Origin of the sequence: Bradyrhizobium sp. NAS80.1 (genome assembly GCF_001908205.1) — a bacterium.
GTDB lineage: Bacteria > Pseudomonadota > Alphaproteobacteria > Rhizobiales > Xanthobacteraceae > Bradyrhizobium.
The window spans coordinates 1-16,648 of sequence record NZ_LGHL01000029.1; the positions used below are offsets into that span (position 1 = coordinate 1).

A 16,648-nucleotide genomic window follows, 5' to 3' on the forward strand; every position below is an offset into this window, starting at 1 on the left:
GGAGCGTTCGTCGCGCCTGATCGAGCAGTTGGCCTTGACGTTCGAAGAGTTGGAAAGTGACGCCACTGAAGACGAGCTGGCGGCAGAGCGCGCTGTGGCCAAGGCGACGACGGTGCGCGGATTTACGCGCAAGCGCGGCGAACGCCAGACGTTCCCTGAGCATTTACCGCGCGAACGAGTGGTGATCGAGCCGCCGACGGCTTGCGAGTGCTGTGGCGGCAATCGTCTGCGCAAGCTTGGCGAGGACGTGACGAGGACACTGGAAGTGGTACCGCGCAAGTGGAAGGTGATCGAGACGGTGCGGGAGAAGTTCTCCTGCCGCGACTGCGAGAAGATCAGCCAGGCCCCGGCGCCATTCCATGCCGTCGCACGGGGATGGGCCGGCCCGAGCCTGCTGGCCATGATCATGTTCGAGAAGTTCGGCCAACATCAGCCTTTAAACCGCCAGGCTGAGCGCTACGCCCTGGAAGGCGTGCCGATCTCACTGTCGACCATGGCGGACGCCGTGGGATCGGTCAGTGCATCGCTGGATCCCCTGCTGCGCCTGGTCGAAGCCCATGTCATGGTGGCCGAGCGCCTGCATGCCGATGATACGACGGTGCCGGTGCTGGCCAAGGGCAAGACCGATACGGCACGCTGCTGGATCTACGTCCGGGACGACCGGCCGTTTGGTGGCGCCGGCCCGCCGGCGGCGATGTTCTACTACTCCCGTGACCGCAGGGGCGAGCATCCTCAGGCGCATCTAGCCCGGTATGCCGGCATCCTGCAGGCCGACGCCTATGACGGGTACAACCAGCTCTATCTGGCGGGACGCCACCCTGGACCGATCCGGGAAGCGGCGTGTTGGGTCCATGCGCGGCGCCCGTTCTTCGCCATGGCCGATATCGAAGAGAATGCGCGTCGCAAGGCCAGCGGCAAGAAGGAGATCCCGCTCTCGCCCATCGCGGTCGAGGTTGTGCGGCGGATCGATGCGCTGTTTGAGATCGAACGCTCCATCAATGGCAGGAGTGCCGAGGAACGCGTTCAGGTTCGGCAGACGCTGAGCCGGCCTCTGGTCGAGGACCTTCAGGTCTATATGCAGGAGCAGCTCGTCAAGTTCTCCCGTGGGCACGACCTGGCCAAGGCGTTCAACTACATCCTGAAGCGATGGGCGAGCTTCACGCGGTTCCTGGAGGACGGACGCGTCTGTCTCTCCAACAACGCCGCCGAGCGAGGATTAAGAGGTATAGCTCTCGGGCGAAAATCCTGGTTGTTCTGCGGCTCTGATCGCGGCGGACGGGCTTCTGACCAGTTGAACGCAATTGTCCCCGCAGCCCGCAGCGATCTCGTTCTCTCACTTGGAGTCATCGATGGGCGCAATGTCTGGCGCTTTAATCTGCCGGCGTTGTTCAACCGCTTGGCGCCCATTGTTGCAAAGCTGGGTCATGACCCTGTTGAGATTGCAGCCTCGTGTTCGTTGCTTCATGTCCCAATCGACCTGGAGCTCGAAAGTGATCTCGATTTCGATGTGAAGAGCCGGCTGGCGCTCTCGGTTCAGAAGATCAAGGAACTCGCAACCTTGGGAAGGGCCCTCGCGTGCAGTCAGACCGATGCATCGCGTCTCCTGGCGGCGTCGGAAGAGACGCGTCGCGAGACCTCGCCCAAAATTCACAATGCGAATGTCGCCTAAGGTGTGGCTTCGATCGACGAGACTATGCGTCGCCGTCGCAGTCCATACGCAACGCGTGCCGCGATCCAGCGCGCGCGTGTCACCTTGCCAGTATTTCAAACGACGACGATCGGATCGTTCGCCCAGACCGCAGAGATCCGAAATGCCCGTGCCTCCCATGCGCGGGGAACGTTGAGTGACGCGCATTATGAAAAGGTTATTAAAGCCAAAACGGCGCAGATGGCAGGAGACATCGGGCTCGACGTGCTCGTGCATGGCGAGTTCGAGCGCAACGACGACATGGTGCAATATTTCGGCGAGCAGCTGTCCGGCTTCGCCTTTACCAAGCACGGCAGGGTTCAGTCCTATAGCTCGCGATACGTCCGTCCGCCGATTCTGTTTGGCGACGTCTCCCGATCGAAGCCGATGACGGTCGACTGATGGCGCTATGCGCAGTCGCTGACGAAGAAGCCGATAAGGCGATGTTGACTGGGCCGGTGACCATTCTGAACTGGTCGTTTGTCCGTGATGACATTTTGCGCAGCGAGGCCTGCCGGCAGATCGCGCTCGCGATCCGAGATGAGGTCGTCGACCTTGAGAACGCCGGAGCGACAATGATCCAGATAGATGAGGCTGCGTTGCGCGAGGGATTGCCGCTACGCAAATCACAGGGGAAGAGCTATCTCGATTGGGCCGTAGATAGCTTTCGCATTTGCTCATCGGGCGTCGCCGACGAAACCCAGATACTCATATGTGCTATTCTGAGTTCAATGACATCATCGATGCTATTGCGGCGATGGATGCCGAGGTCATTTCGATTGAGTCGTCTAGGTCAAAGATGGAGCTGCTAGACGCGTTCAAAAGTGACAAATATCCAAATGAGATTGGGCCCGGCGTCTATGACATCCATTCGCCGCGCGTTCCGGATGCGGCCGAGATGAAGAATCTCGTGATGTTGGTCCGCCAGCAGCTCTCTGACAAGCAGCTTTGGATCAGTCCCGATTGCGGCCTGAAAACCCGAAAGTGGGAGGAGGTGCGTCCTGCGTTGATCAATATGGTCGCAGCTGCCCGTGAGCTTCGAGCGGCGTCCTGGTCGCGCGGAGATCGTCACCGTTAATCTCCCATTCATGAGAACGCCGCGCGTTTTGCAGTCATTGCACCGCATTCCGCAATCATGCCGTTTCGTTCGGCTGCATGCTAACGCCAGATGGGGCATCACGGCTTGGACCAAGGCCGAATACGACTATGCCGGCGCTGGACCACAAGGCGGCTCCGGAAGAGGCGCTGGCCGAAGTAGGGCAGGCCGGAGAACTTCAATACCGACCTAGCAACCCGTCCATGCGCTCCCGATTGACCTGAAGCATCTCATTCTTCAGTGTCGCTCATTCGCCGCGAGCCCAGGAACGAACTGTCGGTGAACAGATTGTCGATGCGCCGACTCAAGGCAAGATTATGGTCGACCGGCCGTTGCGTGAAACGCCCGTGCGTTTGTGCCAGCGCAGTTGCTTCTTCCAGACATAGACCTGGTCGGGTGAACCTCATAACGCTGGGCCAGATCGGCTACCGTGGTTTGCTCCGCCAGTGCGACGTTGCTTTCGGCGCCAGAGTCGATCATTCATCTCGTCTTCATCGTCATAGTGCTCTCCGTCCATGAAGCGGAGCGGCCCTTTTTCCGACTTGGTCTCCGGCTCCAAAATCGAAGCAATTTGAACGGCGCCATTATGCGATGCGCGGAGCGCTATCGCCGGATACGGGGCAGGATGCGCGTGAAGTTAAACGCCGTCGTCGGCCAACCTAACCTACGAGGCGGATTACGTCTGATTTGTGATCGCTCGACGCGCTGCCTGAGACCGGCTTGGGGGCATCCCGGCTAAGGCGCTTGCTCCGCCCACAAGGCGCATTCGCTGCGAGCCCAGTTCGATCAGAATAGCGGCGTAATAGTGGTGCCTCGACTTCGCGCGCGCGGATTCTGACGGGATATCCGTCGCCTCGCGGCCAGGATGATCTCTGCACCGGAGCCCGCTACGTACGTTGGACGACGTGTTGCGTTCAGTCGAAGAAAACTCGACGTCGGAGTTGTAATGAGATATGCGGATTGTCGGAAAGCACACGCGCAATGTTCGGAAGCTGCCAAGCAGTCGGAAAATGCGGAGGTTGGGCCGCTAAGCCGTCGAGCTGTTTTGCTCCATCGTCGTGGCCCAAATCCTGCATCGCGTTCGCGGTCGAGGCGGTGGGATCGGAGGAGCGCTTGAGTCTTGATCTAGCAAATGGCGATCCGGCATCGGCGAGGAACGTGAACTGCCCGTTTCACGCCGATAAAGCCGGCCGGCAGCCGGGGGGAGCGGAAGATCCTGTTGCTGACGGGGGCATCGCGTGGCATCGGTCACGCCACTGCCAAGCTGTTTTCGGAAGCTGGTTGGCGCATCATTTCTTGCGCGCGCCAACCTTTCGACGACAGTCGGTGCCCATGGGACTCGGGAACCGACGATCATATCCAAGTCGATCTTAGTGATCATCGAATGCTGCCGCGCACAATCGCTCAAATCAAACAGCGCCTCGCAGGCGCGTCCTTGCATGCATTGATCAACAATGCCGGCGTTTCGCCGAAAGCGCAGAATGGCGCGCGGCTGACATCGCTGACGACGTCGATCGAGACGTGGATGAGTGTGTTCCATCTCAATCTGCTAGCTCCGATCCTGCTTGCGCAGGGATTTTTTGGCGAGCTAAAAGCCGCGTCAGGCTCAATTGTCAACGTGACCTCAATCGCTGGCTCGCGGGTGCACCCGTTTGCTGGCAGCGCTTATGCGACTTCTAAGGCGGCGCTCGCGTGTCTTACACGCGAAATGGCACATGATTACGCGCCGCATGGCATCCGCGTGAACGCAATCGCACCCGGAGAAATCAAGACGGGCATGTTGTCACCGGAAACGGAAGCACGTGTTGTGCCAAATATCCCATTGAGCCGAGTTGGCACGCCGGAAGAGGTCGCGAAGGTACTCTTTTTCTTATGCTCGGATGCCGCAAGTTATATCACGGGCAGCGAGGTGCCGATCAATGGGGGCCAACATCTATAGTCGGCCAAGAGCAATCGCACTTCGAGTTGTCTCATTTGAACGCATGTCCTCAGTCGAATCCGACGCGATAACTGCGCGAGGGTAAGAGTGATAAAAGCGAGGCACGACAAGTTTACCGCCATCTATGAAAATCTGCGATACGTTGTCATCTCGTCGACTTGGATTAGAGCGAGAAGACATGCAACACGAATCTCGTAAAGTCGAACAAGGTGCCAGGGAGGACGATCACGCCAATGGAGACCTCCTTATGCTGCATGTTGCTTCCGCACGCGCAAGACCTGCCTCACAATCGGAGACCGACCGCGAGGTGTTGATAGAGCCGTTGTGCGAGAGCGCGCTGGCCGGCATACTCGAAATTTCGAAAGTGCTTACCGCGCCCTGCCGTCTAGAAGTCGCGTTGGCCAAGGTAGTCGATGTTCTGCAATCGTTTGTGCAGATGCGGCACGGCGTCGTCTCACTCTTCGATGATGATGGAACGCCGAACATGACCGTCGGCGGCGGCTGGAGCGATGGCAGTGACGAGCGTTACCGAATGCGTTTGCCGCTGAAGGCAATCGAACACATTGTGGCGACGGACACCTCGCTCGTTGCCGAAAACGTAACAGTGGAGCCGACCTTTACATCCGCGGACATTGATGTGCTCGGCGCGTCCGATAATATACCAGTGTCGTTCATCGGCGTTCCCATTCGCATTGACGCGAAGGTCGTTGGCACGCTGACGATCGACCGCATCGTGGACCACAGGTCGAGTATTCGGCTCGATGATGACCTTCGGCTTCTCACCATGATTGCCAATCTAGTGGGCCAGACAGTTAAACTGCACCGCTTTTTCACCTGCAACCGCGAGCGGCTGATGGCGGAGAAGGACGGGCTGCAAAAGCAATTGCACGAGCTTAAGCAACCTGCGAGGGAGCGTAAGAAAGTTCGTATCCAGGGCATCATCGGCGATAGCCCCGCATTGCGCGCCCTGCTTGAGAAAATCGCGGTGGTCGCCAAATCGAACAGCACAGTGCTGCTGCGCGGCGAATCCGGTACGGGCAAGGAGCTGGTTGCCAAGGCCATTCACGAGCTGTCATCACGCGCAAAGCGGCCTTTTATCAAGCTCAATTGCGCTGCGCTCTCCGAGACAGTGCTGGAATCGGAACTATTCGGTCATGAGAAAGGTGCGTTTACCAGCGCATTTAGTTCGCGCAAGGGGCGCTTTGAACTTGCTGACAAAGGAACTCTCTTTCTTGATGAAATCGGCGAAATCTCAGCCTCGTTCCAGGCAAAGTTGCTGAGAGTCCTGCAAGAACAGGAGTTTGAGCGCGTCGGTAGCAACCAGACAATGAGGGTCGACGTTCGTGTCATCGCCGCGACCAACAAGAACCTTGAAGAGGCTGTGGCACGAAACGAGTTTCGTGCGGACCTTTATTATCGCATCAGCGTGGTTCCCTTGCTGATTCCGCCGCTTCGCGAAAGGCGCGGGGATATTTCGCTTCTCGCTGGCGAGTTTCTCAAAAGTTTCAACAGTGAGAATGGACGTACGCTGACCTTCGATGCGAGCGCGATTGAGGTGCTTATGAACTGCGGCTTCCCCGGAAATGTCCGCGAGCTTGAAAATTGCGTCGAACGTACCGCGACGATGGCGCCGGGACCGTCAATCGTCAAAGACGATTTTGCGTGCTGTCAGGAACAATGCCTTCCATCGAAGCTATGGAAGAGCACGCCGGACGAGACAAAGCTCCTACCGAGACTAAATGTACCGGTTGGCGTTAAGCCCGTCACGCAGCCGACTGAAGCTGCTGCTCCGGTCCCGCCCTTCGGCAGCGAGCAGGCTCCGCTTGCACCTGCCGGGACAGCTCCCCTAGGTGGTCCGAAGATGGCCGATCGCGAGCGTGTCATTGCGGCAATGGAAAGGTCCGGCTGGGTACAGGCAAAGGCAGCGCGCCTGCTTGGAGTCACGCCACGTCAGATCGGCTACGCGCTGAGGAAATACGGGATCGAGATCAAGCGTTTCTGAAGGACTGCCGGGCTCTCGGCGCGCCGGAAGGGCGAGCCTTGCGTGCAGCGCGATCGCTGTTACAAACAAGCGGTGAGGTTTCGCGGACTCTGGATCCATCACCATCGGATGCGGTCCTCGCGTTGACTCCGGTGCGGCCGTGATCGACAACAGCACGTCGCCAGCAGTCACCGCGCTCAAGCAAGAGAGAAAATGGCCGGTCCGGTGAAAAGTCGACTTGGCGGCCGCGGCCCGAAAGCATTTTAATGTAAACTGGCCGATTGCTTACGTGCTCGTGGACCTGCAACCGGTGCTGCGGAGAGGAGATCTTGGCGGTCAACTCAAAAAAAGCGCATCGCGCATCGTCAGTGCCCTCCTTATGTCTAGATAGACAGCCTGACGGCCAATGTCGCAGTCGCGACGAATGTCGGAAGTCTGCCGCGGTGAAACGTCGGGATACGACCATCAGGTTGTATAAGCCCTTCTACTAGGCGTCTGCCTTTTAAGACCGACGCAATGGTACGACATTTGCTGCGCTTCTCCAGTTGCTGCAATATCTGGAGAAGTAAATGCACATCGTCGTCTGCATCAAGCAGGTTCCCGATTCCGCGCAGATCCGCGTGCACCCCGTGACCAACACCATCATGCGTCAGGGTGTGCCGACCATCATCAATCCATACGATCTCTTCGCGCTCGAGGCAGCGCTGGAATTGCGCGATCGGTTTGGCGGCGAAATCACCGTGCTTACAATGGGGCCAATGTCGGCTGAAGGCTCTTTACGCAAGGCGCTGACGTTCGGCGCCGATCGAGCAGTTCTGCTCACTGACCGCTGTTTTGCTGGCTCCGATACTTTGGCAACAACCTACGCATTGGCAGCTGCGATCCGAAAAGTTGGCAAGGAGTATCGACCGCCAGATCTCATCTTTACCGGCAAGCAAACCATCGACGGCGACACCGCGCAAGTGGGACCCGGCATTGCGAAGCGGCTTGGCATGCTGCAGCTGACCTACGTTGCCAAGATCAAAGCACTGGATCTGACCGCGGGCACATTTGAAGCGGAACGGCGCGCCGAAGGCGGTGTCCAGGTTCTGCTTACCAGGCTGCCTTGTCTCATTACCATGCTTGAGGGCACTAACCAGATTCGCCGCGGCGCCATGGCGGATGCGCTACGAGCCGCCCGCGCGCCAATCGTGAAATGGAACGCACAGGACGCGGGCGTTGAGGACCTTTCCAAATGCGGTCTTAAGGGCTCGCCGACCGTGGTCAAGCAGGTCTTCGCTCCCTCGGCGCGCGCTGAGAAAGCGGCTCTGGTGGAGGCTCCCGAGCAGCCGGCGCAGGCATTGATCGAGGCGATCTTCAAGCACGAGCCTAAGCTTGAAGCGGACCTTGCCGCACTGGTCCGCGAGTAATCTCGGCCGCTTTGCGGGGGGCAGGCAAGCGCGTCGCTGCGCAACTCCGAGGTTCTAACTGCTGTTGGCAAAAACTCGATGGCAGGGCCGCGGCAAGCGCGGTCCCGACAAGAGGAAGTTCCCCGCGCGGGCCTTACGTTTTCATAGCTTTGGCCGGTCTGGATGGATCTCGTCATACGGAATGGGCGGTCAAGCCCGATGCGTGAGGTTGCAGATGGCAAAGTCAGACGGCTGAAGCCCGTATCGGCCAATGCGCAGGAAAATAAAGCGCGCCCTCGTTTAGGCCCATCCGCCAAGACTTGGTTCTGAATGAAGAACATCGTCGAATGGGGTTCGAACGCTGCTATAGTCACCTCGCAGCTTCAGCTCCTTGAAGATTTGCGGCAAGGAGAATCACCGGCGACAAAGCGCTTGCCGAACTCTCTGACGAGCCTGGATCAGACGAATGGCAACGCGAACGTGTGCTGGCTGATGCTTGAGGCGGGCACTGCGAATATGTCAATGGACATGCTTAGCCGGATGCTCCAGGAACTGAGCATCAGACGTATCCCCGAGCTCTTTCACGATCCGTATGTAGCTGTTGTTGCGCCAAATCGCGGATCTCCTCTCTCGTGGTCGCTGGGTATTCTTCAAGGAGCTTGGAAGGCGGGAGCGACGGCCGGGCCTGCGTGCCCAAAACGGCGGCCCGGGCTCGAGCGTCGCTTTCAAATCGCTGAACTGCGTCGCCGCTACTTCTGCCGTGGCTCGTCATCACTTGAGGAAAGCGCAAGATGAGGCAAGGTCAATTCACCTTTGCCTTCGGCAAGGCAGGTTTGGAATTTTTGTGCGGCGGCACTCAGAACTGGAACCTTTAATGCCGTTTCGTTCGCTAATCGCACGCCGCAATCAATATCCTTTTTGTTGGCGTTTCTGATCGATATTGCCAAAGCATCTGGCTTTTCGTCCAACAAAAAGGCTGCGAAGTTTCGGAATACTCCGCTGTTGGTCGCGCCGCGACTGACCAAAGAGCGTAAGATTGCAAGATCAACGTCAATGGCAAGCTGGCAAGCTTCGGCTGCCACCGCCGCTATACCCATCGTCATGCTATTATAGACAAGTTTGAGCTTATGGCCCTGTCCAATATTACCCACATGGACGATGTTCTCGCAAAATGCGCTAAGGACACGAGCCGCGATAGGAAACGTGCTCTCATCCGATCCGACGATGGCGTTGAGACGCCCTTGCTCTGCTTGTTGAGGGCTTCGTGTTACGGGGGCATCTATGAAGTGCAAGGCATGCTTTTTGGCATGTTCGGCTAGAGTGAGGGTTGAAGCAGGATAGGACGTGGTGCAGTCAAGTACTAAACTCTGTCGGGGTAAATGTGCAAATAGCCCATGTTGCCCAAGGCAGACTTCCTCGACCTCGCAACTTGAGGGCAGGGATAAAACGACAGCACTTACATGCCGGGCCAATTCAGAAAATGAGGTGTGCTCATGAGCACCCATGCCAGTCAAGCGTTCCGCGCCAGCACCGGTTCTGTTGACTTTGATATGCAGTTCACTGCCATGACGCAAAAGACTGAGTCCTATGCCTGTTCCCTTGCGCCCTGCGCCGATTAGGCCGATTCTTTGCCCGGCTGTGCCAGGCATTGCAGTTGACGAAGTTTCAGTCATGCTCTGCGTCGTTATGAGTGTTGAAAAAGGCCGCGCTCCTGCAGAATGGGCAGCAGCTTATGATGGTCCTCAATGAGGTAATCCGGCTGCGCCGCTCGCAGGCGCGTCTCGGAGACAAATCCGCCCGTAATCGCTACGCTGACCAAGCCAAGATCGCGTGCAATATCCGTTTCGACCGGCATGTCCCCGACGATGAAAGTTGAGCTGGGGTTCAGATCGTTTGCCCGCATATACAGACGAAGCCGCTCGCCCTTGCTCATGCTTTTAAATTGAGTAGCGCGACTTTCAAAGGCCAGAACCTTCGCGACACAATCTTCGATTCTATGTCTTCGTAATTGGGTAATAAGGGGCTCGACGATATGGTTACTGACAATAATGCTGGAAACGTCTTGTTGGCGCGCCGTTTCCAAAATGCGACGCGCGCCTTCTCGCAGCTCGGCTTTGCTCGCCAGCGGTTCGTAGGTGTCGTGAAAAATCGCGCTGTCATGGCTATCCACCGTTTCGAGTTCTCTCTCCGACATTCCTAGATTGCGGAAAAAAAGGGAAAGTGGAACATCGAAATGATCTCGAAGAGTTTGCATATCGATGGCAGCCCGGCCCAAGCGGTCCAAAATGGTGTTTGTCGTTTGTAGCAAGGCGTCCGTGTCGTCGAGGAGGGTGCCGTTCCAATCGAATACAAGAGCAGGTTTCATCATGGCCTCATGCTGCAGACGTTTTCGTTAAGGTGAGATCAGCGGTCAATCTATTCAAATTCTCGTCCGCGCGTTTTTGCCCGCCAGGGGTTGGCATCTCGAATGTAAACGCAGAAAGATCGATTTCGTCATGGCCCTGCGGCAGCAAGGAAAGCAGATTGTCAAAGGGGAGATAAGTCACAGTAGCAGCGTTCATCGATAGAGCAGTTTTGCGTTCGATCACCCGGAGCGTTTCCGGCGCGATCCTATGGAAGCGCAGGCTATCCTGCCGAATATCGAGTGGCAGGCTTTTCCATATGTGCCAGAACGCTAGCTCATCTATGGTCTCGATACCGATGCCGCAGTAATTTGGTGCAACGATCGGCGGCGAACCGATTGCCCAATGCACAGCCTTTGCCCCAGCGGCAAGGAGCATTTCCGTCACTGCGCAGCTTGTATCGCCACGAACAAGGGCTTCATCGGCTATGACCATGATTTTGTCTGTGAGGTCGTTCGTTGCGACGCGGTACTTTTGCCGGATGAGCGATTTTCGCTTGCCAAGAGACCCGATAAGTGTGCGCCGAGAACAGTTTATTGCGATCACTTCGTGCCGTTGGACGAGCGCACTTTGGTATTTGGCGAGCGACGCAAATAGACCGTCGGCATACGGCGTCCCGGTGCGTGGCATGGAAGAAACGATTATGGGAGCTGAGCTTGTTTCGACTGCTAATCGCGACCAGAGAATGCGGCCTAAGGCCAATCCGATGTTATGGCGAGTTGCCGGATGAGAGTGCCCTCGCACCAATGTTCTTGTATTTCCCAGATAAAGCGTCTCGTAGGCGCAAAGCTTGGGGCTGTGTCGAACCTGGCCCACAAAGTTATCAAGGCAGTCTCCCGTTATGCCATTCACATGCTTAATGTGACTAGGCCCGAATTCGTCGAGTCGTCCTTGTAGCCCAGAGAAAGCACTGTTTTCTGAGGCAAAAAGTAGAAAACCATCGTCGGTTTGCATGAATTCCAAAGGCCGCAAACCACTGCGATTGCGGAAGGCAGTTAGATTTCCGAGGCCATCCAACAAGAGTGCGCTGACGGCTCCATCAATACGCTCGTCAATGTCTTGGAGGACGTTCTCGTAATTAACCGGCAGACCGTGCTGCCAGTAATCTCTTTGACAAACGCGCTCGATAAGCTTGAGCAAGAGCTCTGCATTGGTCCTGCTGCTGATGGAATGACCTTCAGCCTGCAGATCCTTCCTAAGTTCATCAGCGTTGACCAAAGCCCCGTTCAAACAAATTGTCAAACGGCGGCAGGCGCTTTTATGATTGTCAAAGGGCTGGAAGTCGGCGTCACTCGTCTGTCTAAGAGAAGGAGCGCGAACGTGTGCAATTGCAATAGCGCTATGCGCCCTGAAATGCGAGCCCTGCTCATTAAAATCAAGCCTTGCGAGTGTGCCTGCTGGCCGGCGCGACTTTATATGTTGAAACTGTTCTTCATGCATAAACGCGGCAACGCCGAACCCCGCCTGTCCGCGGTGTGCAAGCTTTGGCACCATGTGCTTGAGCTGATCGTAGACCGTCCTTTGTGAGCGGCCTGAAGGCAACGGGAATGCGCCTGCAACACCGGACATGCTATGTCTCCTAGTCCCATGATTGTGGATGTCGCCCGTTGCGGGTGGTTGCGTTCAACCGTGTCCAGTGCAGGCACGCCAATGTCTGGAGCCGACATCGAGCGGTGGTTATCCGTCGGCTTGCACGAAGCACATGGTTTGCACCTCAGTAAGCAAGGCTCGTACCAAGGCCTCTTTCGCGCGCATGACGGCTCGCCGAATCTGGCACACGAAGTGTGTGATCCGAGAACGCGTCCGCCAAAAGTCAGCCCTGGTAGCACGGTGATTGATGGGATCGAGTCCGTGTGGTCCTAGAAGCCGCAGCAAAGAGGGTTGTGCGACTGTTGCCGGGGCCGGAATGTCGTTGTCCAATGCTCAAGCGGACAGTCCCAACTGTACGCTGAAAGACGTTCAGTGAACTGGGCGCCCGACCGAGGGGCATCGGGCCGGTTTGCTGATTGGATTCGTGCGCGCTCCGATCTCCTGATGTCACACAGCGAACGGCGCAGTCCGCCGTTGTTGCGGCCCTGAAGCGCTTCATGGCGGCATCAATGCGCAACGTGAGGGCTATCGAAGCGTCAAATAAGGAAGGCGTTTGTGAACGAAGCTCGCAACGACGGAATTAGTTTTCGACGCCCCTATGTGGGTTTTTAGCCGTGTCGTCTTGAAGACGTTCATGTCCGGCCCCTGACATCAGGGCGCAAAATGTTTCCCCGCGCGGTCGCAAAGCACATGATGTTTTGTTTTCCAGCATAGCCGTCTTCCGGCATGTTGATTGCAGGGACGGTGAAGGACGCATTTCAGGAATCGCAATCTCTCGTTGTCACAAGCCAGAGTTCAGATGAAGCCTATCTATTCTATCAAGCAACTCCGTCATTGTTCGAACGTTGGCGGCGCTACGCAGCACACTGGGTGGCATCGCGCGACCGGCCATGTTGCCCACACGGTGGAAATCTCGAAATCATCCAGGATGCCAAGGCCAGCGCGGCAGGCAGTCGCAGATCAGGTGTGCGACAAGCGACCGTTCCGACAGCCAGCGGCATCACGTGGACTACGGAAATGCAGAAGCGCCCTCGGCTCAACTTGTTCGTGCAAGAGCGAAGTAAGCTCCCGGCTAGGTTATCTGATGGGCTCTGATTGGCCGTCATCGTTAAGGCGCAGTACCAGTACATGATGTCGCGCGATATTCGCGAGACGGAAACCACTATGGTGACCAGTATCATGCGCGGTGGCTTCCGCGACAGCAAGATGCTGCGTAGCGAAGTTCTGGCGCTCATCAAGGACTAAACCGTGACCTATGTATTGACGAAAACATTCGGACATGAAGTCGGCCTGTCTGCTACGTTTCGCCAGTGGCGCTCGCCCAATGCCTGGGCCACACAAGACGAAGCGAACGCGCACCCTACGCAACCGCCGCGAGAGTCCCTCCGGCCATGATGCCGCCGACTACCTCAGCACGCGCATCATGGCGAAGGCGCAGAACAGTGCCGAGGTGCCGGTCTCGATCCGGTATCGGCGCGGGCAATCCTATCCGCCGCGAGTTTTTTTGGGAGTTTCGTTCATGTCCGTCGATGACAGGCCTACGCTCAGCGCTCCCGACGACGATCCCTGGCTCTGGCTGGAGGAGATCGAGGGCGTCCGCGCGCTCGATTTCGTCGAGCGGCAGAATTGCCTGACGCTGGAGAAATTCGGCGGCGCGGCGTTCCAGCGCGACCGCGATATCCTCGCGGCTATCTACGATCGTCCTGATAACATTCCCTATGTCGGGCAAAGCGGTGGCCTGCTCCATAACACCTGGAAGGATGCGGAGCATCCGCGTGGCATATGGCGGCGCACGACGCTCGACGAGTTTCGAAAAGCTACGCCAACCTGGGAAACCATCCTCGATGTCGACCAGTTTGCCGCTAGCGAGGCAGAGGACTGGCTGCTGCACGGGACAGCATCCCGGCCCGGCTATACGCGCGTCATGCTGAGCCTGTCGCGCGGCGGCAGCGACGCCGTCACCTTGCGGGAATTCGACCTCGACACGAAAAGCTTCGTCGCGGACGGCTTTACGCTGCCGGAGGCCAAGAGCGGCTTGGACTGGCTCGATGCCGATACGCTGCTGCTGTCGAGCGCGCATGGCGAGGGCATGGCGACGAGCTCGGGATATTCGCGGACCGTTCGCGTGTGGCGGCGCGGCGAGCCTGTCGATCAGGCGCAGGTGATCCTCGAGACCACGGCCGATCACATAGCGATGTCAGGCATGGCCGACGACACGGGACCGGCGCCGCGGGTCTGGATCGTCGACCAGATCGAGTTCTTCAATCATGCGATCTGGCTGCGCGATGCGGCCGGCACGACGACGAAGTTCGATCTTCCGACCGGCATCTGGCCGCAGGCCCATGGCGACTGGTTCGCGATGAAGCTGCGCAAGGACTGGACGGTGCAGGGGCGGACCTATGCCACCGACACCGTGCTCGGCATCTCGCTCTCCGCGTTCCTCGCCGGCAGCCGCGATTTCGCGGTCGTGTTCGAGCCCGGACCGCGACGCGCCCTGCAAGGTCTGTTCTGGGCGGGCGGCAAGCTGGTGCTGTCGATCCTCGACGAGCTCAGGCCGAGCTTTGAGATCTGCACGCCATCAGCCGCGGGCTGGCACCGCGAGACGCTTCCCGGCCTCCCCAAGATCGGCGTCGTCGACATCTGGCCGCTCGATCGCCATCCGTCCGAGAGCAATGGCGATTTGCTCGCCAATGTGCAGGATCCGCTCACGCCGCCGTCGCTGCTGTTGATCGCACGCGGTGTCGCAAGCCCGACCGTGCTGAAGCAGGCGCCGAAGACGTTCACTGCCGACGGCCTCGTGGTCACACAGCACGAGGCGATCTCGATCGACGGCGAGCGCATTCCCTATGTCCAGACGGGTCCCGCCGGCGAGACCGGCGATGCGCCGGTCTATATGAGCGCCTATGGCGGCTTCGCCCATGCGGTGAAGCCGTACTACAACCCCTCGCTCGGCAAGCTGTGGCTCGAGCGCGGCGGCACCATCGTGCAGGCGAATTTGCGCGGCGGCGGCGAGTTCGGCACGCGCTGGCACGACGCCGGCCGGCTCGCCGGCAAGAAACTCTCGCACGACGATTTCGCGGCCGTTGCCGCCGATCTCGTGCGACGCGGCGTGACGCAGCCAAAGCGGATCGCGGCGCAAGGCGGGTCGAACGGCGGTATCCTCATCACTAAAATGCTGGTGCGGTACCCCGAGCGCTTCGGCGCGCTGTTCTGCACCATCCCGCTGATCGACATGCGCCGCTATACAAAACTGCTCGCGGGCGCGAGCTGGATCGCGGAATATGGCGACCCTGATGAGCCCGAAGAGTGGGAGTGGCTGAAGACCTACTCGGCCTATCACAACGTAAAGGCCGGCCAGTCCTATCCGCAGATCCCGATCGCCACGACACGGCGCGACGACCGCGTTCATCCCGGCCACGCGCGCAAGATGGCCGCAAAGCTGCAGGCGATGGGCTACGAGGCCTGGTTCTACGAGCCCGAAGCAGGCGGCCACGGCTACGGCAAGGACAACAAGGAGCGCGCCGGCTTCGAGGTGATCGGCTTCCGGTTTTTGAAGGACAGGATTGGGTGGAAGGACGGCGAGGTGTAGCAGCGTGCTCGGGTTGCGGTCTCGACGCTTTGACTGCATGATTGCATGACGATGTGAGGCAGGCACCGCTCTCTCATTCCCTCCCCCCTTGTGGGGGAGAGGCGGAGACCAACTACCTTCGCATCGTCTAACGCCATGCCGCAAAATCGGTCAACGCCTGCGGATCGTTGGCGGGATAGAGGCCGAAGATGCCCCGCGGCCCTTGTTCACTTCCTCGGTGACGAAATCCTCGAACGCGGTCATCTCGAAGGTTTCATTGGCGATTTCGTCGGCGAGATGCGCGGTGATCACGATCCCGCCATCGGCATCGCCGAGAATGACGTCGCCTGGAAAAACCAGCGCGTCGCCGCAGCCGATCGGGGACGTTGATCTCGATCGCGTGGTGCAGCGTCATGTTGCTCGGCGCGCTCGGGTGGTGGTGGAGGGGGGAAGCCGAGTCTAGCGATCTCGGCGGAGTCGTGAAAGCTGCCATCGGTAACGACGCCGGCAACGCCGCGCTCCATCAGCCGCGTGCGCGCGGTCGCGGAATACCTCGATGGTGTTGAGGTCCTCGCGTGCCGGCATGTAGCGCAGCGTGAAGGCCTCGCCGACGAGGCAGCTATTGCTTCGAATTGAACAAGTTGTCTGGTTGGCGCTCGAAGCACTCGGTTTCACGGTCCGGTTCATTCTTTGCCGGGTGCGCTTGGGCGAGCGAGACGCGATGCGTGAAGCTGGTCGAACAATTGGCCGCAGGCTTCGCGGCCGATACCGCCAGGACGCACCGTACTAGGCCTGCTATTCTAATGAACGCAGGCGCTGCATAGCGGCCACCTTCACAGACTGATGAATGTTCAGATGATTTGAGACTGATTAGGCGGGCTGCGAAGGGGGGGCTCTGGCTCATCAGGGGTTAGAGTTTAAGCGGCCTGCAGTCGATGCTGCAAGCGACGATTTGCGATGGTGTCGTGCTTGATGCGCTGACGTTCGGCCAGGATTG

Annotated in this window: 10 protein-coding genes and 3 pseudogenes; 9 read left to right on the top strand and 4 right to left on the bottom strand. The window is 58.4% G+C overall.

Annotated features, from left to right (window positions below):
* From tnpC to AC629_RS45040, 7 genes and pseudogenes are all read left to right on the top strand, one after another.
* The coding region (tnpC, locus tag AC629_RS50440) for an IS66 family transposase (protein ID WP_502693001.1) at positions 1 to 1,669 on the top strand (1,669 nt) is incomplete at its 5' end.
* Between the two features lie 3 nt (positions 1,670 to 1,672).
* Complete coding sequence (locus AC629_RS50445; RefSeq protein WP_168195423.1) at positions 1,673 to 2,089, top strand: hypothetical protein; 417 nt, start codon at positions 1,673 to 1,675, stop codon at positions 2,087 to 2,089.
* 41 nt (positions 2,090 to 2,130) lie between these two features.
* A pseudogene (locus AC629_RS50450) lies at positions 2,131 to 2,765 on the top strand (hypothetical protein).
* A 1,131-nt stretch (positions 2,766 to 3,896) separates the two neighbouring features.
* Positions 3,897 to 4,722, top strand: a pseudogene (locus tag AC629_RS07620) (SDR family NAD(P)-dependent oxidoreductase).
* Between the two features lie 178 nt (positions 4,723 to 4,900).
* The gene (gene nifA, locus AC629_RS07625; protein WP_074120009.1) at positions 4,901 to 6,724 is read left to right on the top strand and encodes a nif-specific transcriptional activator NifA; all 1,824 of its coding nucleotides are present in this window, start codon (positions 4,901 to 4,903) and stop codon (positions 6,722 to 6,724) included.
* 548 nt (positions 6,725 to 7,272) lie between these two features.
* Positions 7,273 to 8,112, top strand: coding sequence for an electron transfer flavoprotein subunit beta/FixA family protein (locus tag AC629_RS07630; protein ID WP_074120010.1), 840 nt, complete (start codon positions 7,273 to 7,275; stop codon positions 8,110 to 8,112).
* Positions 8,113 to 8,421: 309 nt separating this feature from the next.
* A complete protein-coding gene (locus AC629_RS45040) occupies positions 8,422 to 8,886 on the top strand; it encodes a hypothetical protein (RefSeq protein ID WP_143198150.1) in 465 nt (154 codons plus the stop codon).
* Here AC629_RS45040 and AC629_RS07635 read toward each other — a convergent pair.
* From AC629_RS07635 to AC629_RS07645, 3 genes are read right to left on the bottom strand one after another with little or no spacing between them, the layout of a single operon-like run.
* On the bottom strand, positions 8,841 to 9,764 hold the full coding sequence (locus tag AC629_RS07635; RefSeq protein ID WP_084804114.1) for an NAD(P)-dependent oxidoreductase: 924 nt from the start codon (positions 9,762 to 9,764) through the stop codon (positions 8,841 to 8,843). The two genes, AC629_RS45040 and AC629_RS07635, sit on opposite strands and share 46 nt — an antisense overlap.
* An 11-nt stretch (positions 9,765 to 9,775) precedes the next feature.
* Positions 9,776 to 10,459, bottom strand: a complete 684-nt coding sequence (locus AC629_RS07640) for an HAD family hydrolase (RefSeq protein ID WP_245331752.1) — start codon at positions 10,457 to 10,459, stop codon at positions 9,776 to 9,778.
* 4 nt (positions 10,460 to 10,463) lie between these two features.
* Positions 10,464 to 12,062 (bottom strand): amidophosphoribosyltransferase, encoded by a 1,599-nt coding sequence (locus tag AC629_RS07645; protein WP_245330452.1) that lies wholly within the window; start codon positions 12,060 to 12,062, stop codon positions 10,464 to 10,466.
* Positions 12,063 to 13,178: 1,116 nt separating this feature from the next.
* Between AC629_RS07645 and AC629_RS07650 the strand changes: the two genes are divergently transcribed.
* Positions 13,179 to 13,328 (top strand): GTP cyclohydrolase I, encoded by a 150-nt coding sequence (locus tag AC629_RS07650; RefSeq protein ID WP_084804115.1) that lies wholly within the window; start codon positions 13,179 to 13,181, stop codon positions 13,326 to 13,328.
* A 274-nt stretch (positions 13,329 to 13,602) separates the two neighbouring features.
* Complete coding sequence (locus tag AC629_RS07655; protein WP_084804116.1) at positions 13,603 to 15,672, top strand: prolyl oligopeptidase family serine peptidase; 2,070 nt, start codon at positions 13,603 to 13,605, stop codon at positions 15,670 to 15,672.
* Between the two features lie 127 nt (positions 15,673 to 15,799).
* Here the strand turns inward: AC629_RS07655 and AC629_RS07660 are convergent.
* Positions 15,800 to 16,338, bottom strand: a pseudogene (locus tag AC629_RS07660) (RraA family protein).
* Positions 16,339 to 16,648: the final 310 nt, after the last annotated feature.

Excerpts from the sequence above, each read along its gene's own strand:
- nifA (WP_074120009.1), top strand. The coding sequence starts at position 4,901 with ATGCAACACGAATCTCGTAAAGTCGAACAAGGTGCCAGGGAGGACGAT.
- AC629_RS07630 (WP_074120010.1), top strand. The coding sequence starts at position 7,273 with ATGCACATCGTCGTCTGCATCAAGCAGGTTCCCGATTCCGCGCAGATC.
- AC629_RS45040 (WP_143198150.1), top strand. The coding sequence starts at position 8,422 with ATGAAGAACATCGTCGAATGGGGTTCGAACGCTGCTATAGTCACCTCG.
- AC629_RS07635 (WP_084804114.1), bottom strand. The coding sequence starts at position 9,764 with ATGACTGAAACTTCGTCAACTGCAATGCCTGGCACAGCCGGGCAAAGA.
- AC629_RS07640 (WP_245331752.1), bottom strand. The coding sequence starts at position 10,459 with ATGATGAAACCTGCTCTTGTATTCGATTGGAACGGCACCCTCCTCGAC.
- AC629_RS07645 (WP_245330452.1), bottom strand. The coding sequence starts at position 12,062 with ATGTCCGGTGTTGCAGGCGCATTCCCGTTGCCTTCAGGCCGCTCACAA.
- AC629_RS07655 (WP_084804116.1), top strand. The coding sequence starts at position 13,603 with ATGTCCGTCGATGACAGGCCTACGCTCAGCGCTCCCGACGACGATCCC.